At 61.5% G+C, this 3,061-nt stretch carries 5 protein-coding genes and 1 pseudogene; 1 reads left to right on the top strand and 5 read right to left on the bottom strand.

Features of this window, described 5'->3' with window-relative positions:
* The 5 genes and pseudogenes from FEM54_RS34830 to tusD form a co-directional block, all read right to left on the bottom strand.
* Positions 1–146, bottom strand: a pseudogene (locus tag FEM54_RS34830) (glycosyl transferase family protein); the annotation flags it as partial.
* 14 nt (positions 147–160) lie between these two features.
* Complete coding sequence (locus tag FEM54_RS29030) at positions 161–496, bottom strand: TusE/DsrC/DsvC family sulfur relay protein (RefSeq protein ID WP_099548022.1); 336 nt, start codon at positions 494–496, stop codon at positions 161–163.
* Complete coding sequence (gene tusB, locus FEM54_RS29025; RefSeq protein WP_138453904.1) at positions 493–771, bottom strand: sulfurtransferase complex subunit TusB; 279 nt, start codon at positions 769–771, stop codon at positions 493–495. Before tusB ends, FEM54_RS29030 begins: the two co-directional genes overlap by 4 nt.
* Positions 771–1,121 (bottom strand): sulfurtransferase complex subunit TusC, encoded by a 351-nt coding sequence (gene tusC / locus FEM54_RS29020; RefSeq protein ID WP_099548021.1) that lies wholly within the window; start codon positions 1,119–1,121, stop codon positions 771–773. Before tusC ends, tusB begins: the two co-directional genes overlap by 1 nt.
* A gap of 1 nt (position 1,122) precedes the next feature.
* Positions 1,123–1,515, bottom strand: coding sequence for a sulfurtransferase complex subunit TusD (gene tusD, locus FEM54_RS29015; RefSeq protein WP_138453903.1), 393 nt, complete (start codon positions 1,513–1,515; stop codon positions 1,123–1,125).
* A gap of 157 nt (positions 1,516–1,672) precedes the next feature.
* Here tusD and FEM54_RS29010 point away from each other — a divergent pair, with 157 nt between their 5' ends.
* Positions 1,673–2,848 (top strand): CaiB/BaiF CoA transferase family protein, encoded by a 1,176-nt coding sequence (locus FEM54_RS29010; protein WP_138453902.1) that lies wholly within the window; start codon positions 1,673–1,675, stop codon positions 2,846–2,848.
* The last annotated feature ends 213 nt before the right edge of the window (positions 2,849–3,061 follow it).

Raw genomic sequence — 3,061 nt, 5'->3', positions numbered from 1 at the left:
TGGGTGTCTTCGACTTTTTCGTCGAGCAACATGCCCATGGCTTCGCGGGCTTCCTCACGGGTGAGGTTGCGCGCGCCGCGCTTGCCTTTGCCCAGGATGCGCACGAACTGCGCAAACGGGTGCTCGGCGGGGGTTTCAAGGGTCAGCGGGGCAAAGTCGGTCATAAGCAATTCGTCGGCCTGGGCAGGCCCGCCAGCTTGGCGGCAAGTTTGGCGGGGGTGCCATTGAAGAGTTTGTTGAGGTGCAGGCTGTTGCCCTTGTCCGTGCCGAGCTTTAAAGCGGTGTACTTGATCAGCGGGCGTGTGGCCGGGGACAGCTGAAATTCTGCGTAAAACCCGCGCAGCAGTTCGAGGATTTCCCAATGTTCGGCGGTCAATTCCAGGGGTTCAGCGGCGGCCAGGGCATTGGCCACGTCGATGGACCAGTCATCCAGGTTGACGAGGTAGCCGTCCTTGTCCAGTTCCAGCGTGCGTTCGCCTACGGTCAGGGTGTTCATAACCAGGTGTTGACCTTGTCGTAGTCGATCGACAGCTGCACAAAACCTGGGTAGTCGACGCTGTCGGCCCAGTCCGGCAGGGGCAGGTTGCGTGCCTGCATGTCTTCGGCCAGGACAAAGACCTTCACGCCCCGGGTTTGCAGGGCTGCGTTGTGCAGGCCGTAAGCGCCATCGCCACACAGCAGGATGGCGTCCTCGGCGCCGCACACGCGCAGGCAACTGCCCAGGCGGCTATCGGTAAACGGGGAGTGAGATACCACATGCAAAGTCGACATCAGAGGGTCATCACCTGGTCATAACGGTCAATCAATTCGGCGATCGCGGCGCTGTCCAGCGCCTGCGCGCTGGCAGGTGTTGCGAGGCTGCGTTCGGCAAGGCTGTGGCTGCAAGCAAACACCTCATCAATGCCGAACAGGCCCAACGCCTGCAGGTTGGCGCTGAGGTCTTTTTGCTGCACGGCCTTGGCATCCTGATGGGTTGCCAGCTGGAACACGCCATCGTCCATAAACAGCAGGCCGATCGGCAGGTCAAAAGCGCCACCGGCCAATACGATATCCAGCGCCTCGCGCGCACTTGGCCCGGACCACGGTGCCTGGCGGCTGATCACCAATAAAGACTTGGCCATCTCACGGCCCTCCAAAACAGATCAGGCGGTCGGCAGCCTGGATGGCGTCATGCAACTGCCCCAGGCCCGACAACGCCCACGGCGCGTCGAGGTTCACCGCGCTGCGTTGATAACGCGTGGCTTCCTCAGTATTGAGTACGCCACGGCGCAAGGCGGCGGCGATGCACACCACGCCGTCGAGCTGATGCAGGCTGACAAACTCACGCCACTTGCGGGCAATGTCCTGCTCATCCTGGGGCGCAACGATGTTATTGGCAGCGCTGTACACGCCGTCCTGATAAAAAAACAGCCGCACAATCTCATGCCCACCGGCAAGCGCTGCCTGGGCGAACAGCAAGGCGCGGCGCGAGGAGGGCGCATGGGCGGCGGAAAATACTGCAATCGCAAACTTCATGGAACACTCTGCAAGCAAACCTGAGCCAATGATAAAGCCGCCGCCGCGAAAAAGCCCGCCGTGATCAAAACGGTCACTGTCGCTGATCGTTCTGACGATTGCCGCCAGGCGCAAGGCTGCCTAGGCTGTGGGCAGTCGCTACCCAAATGGAGTCTTTATGTCAGGTCCCTTGGCGTCCCTCAAAGTGCTGGATTTTTCCACCTTGCTGCCTGGCCCGTTCGCGTCCTTGTTGCTGGCGGACATGGGTGCCGAGGTGCTGCGTATTGAATCGCCCACGCGTATGGACCTGTTACGCGTGCTGCCGCCCCATGACCAGGGCACCTCGGCGAGCCACGCATACCTCAATCGCAACAAGCGCAGCCTGGCACTGGACCTCAAGCAGGCCGAGGCGCTGCAGATCGTGCGTGAGCTGGTCAAGGACTATGACATTGTCCTTGAGCAATTCCGGCCTGGGGTAATGGAGCGTCTGGGCCTGGGTTATGAGGCGCTGAAGGCGCTCAACCCCCGGCTGATTTATGTGTCGATCACCGGCTACGGTCAAACCGGGCCTTATAAAGACCGCGCCGGGCACGATATCAACTACCTCGCGTTGGCTGGCGTGGCCAGTTACACCGGCCGCCAGGACAGCGGGCCGTTGCCGCTGGGCGTGCAATTGGCGGATGTCGGCGGTGGTTCGTTGCACGCTGTGGTGGGGTTGCTCGCCGCCGTTATTGCCCGCCAGCACAGTGGCGTCGGCCAATACCTGGATGTGAGCATGACCGATTGCTCGTTCAGCCTGAATGCCATGGCCGGTGCGGGCTACCTGGCCTGTGGGGTCGAGCCGGATTGGGAGAGCCATGTGCTCAACGGCGGCAGCTTCTACGATTACTATCGCACGCGTGATGGGCGCTGGATGTCGGTGGGTAGCCTGGAACCGGCGTTTATGCGGCAATTGTGCGAAACGTTGGGAAGGCCGGAGCTGGCCATGCAAAGCTTGAAACCCGAGCAGCAAAAAGCCCTGAAGCTGGCGTTACAGGTCGAGTTTGAGAAGCGCAGCTTTGACGAGCTGCGTGAGTTGTTCGCCGGGGTGGATGCGTGTGTCGAACCGGTGCTGAGCCTGAGTGAAGCGCTGGAGCACCCACAGTTGAAGGCGCGCGAGCTGGTCAGCCAGGTGCCCCGGGGTGATGGCTCGACCCAGGCGCAACTGGCTTGCCCGCTGAAGTTTTCCGAGGGGTTGCCGCAGCCTCGGCATATTGGCGTGGCGGTGGGGGCGCACAGTGATGAAGTGCTGGCTGGGTTGGGGCTCAGTGCTCAGCGGATAGACGAGTTGCGGCGGGCCAAGGTTGTTGGGTGACTGATCGGGCCTCATCGCAGCATAGGTATCTACACAACCGATTAGAAGTCTGTCGCAAGTGGGCTGTTGTGGCGAGCAGGCTTGTCGAATCGTCGCACCGCCTGCGTTGGGCTGCAAAGCAGCCCTAAACCCAGACGCTGAGTACTTTCAGGAAAATTGCAGTGCCTTTACTGGGGCCGCTTCGCAGCCCAACGCAGGGCAAGCCTGCTCGCC

Origin of the sequence: Pseudomonas edaphica, from assembly GCF_005863185.1 — a bacterium.
GTDB classification, from domain to species: Bacteria; Pseudomonadota; Gammaproteobacteria; order Pseudomonadales; family Pseudomonadaceae; genus Aquipseudomonas; species Aquipseudomonas edaphica.
This window is presented reverse-complemented; position numbering and strand designations above follow the sequence as displayed.

Bases quoted from the DNA above. Each gene is read 5' to 3' on its own strand.
- tusD (WP_138453903.1), bottom strand. From the start codon at position 1,515: ATGAAGTTTGCGATTGCAGTATTTTCCGCCGCCCATGCGCCCTCCTCG.
- FEM54_RS29010 (WP_138453902.1), top strand. From the start codon at position 1,673: ATGTCAGGTCCCTTGGCGTCCCTCAAAGTGCTGGATTTTTCCACCTTG.
- tusB (WP_138453904.1), bottom strand. From the start codon at position 771: ATGTCGACTTTGCATGTGGTATCTCACTCCCCGTTTACCGATAGCCGC.
- FEM54_RS29030 (WP_099548022.1), bottom strand. From the start codon at position 496: ATGAACACCCTGACCGTAGGCGAACGCACGCTGGAACTGGACAAGGAC.
- tusC (WP_099548021.1), bottom strand. From the start codon at position 1,121: ATGGCCAAGTCTTTATTGGTGATCAGCCGCCAGGCACCGTGGTCCGGG.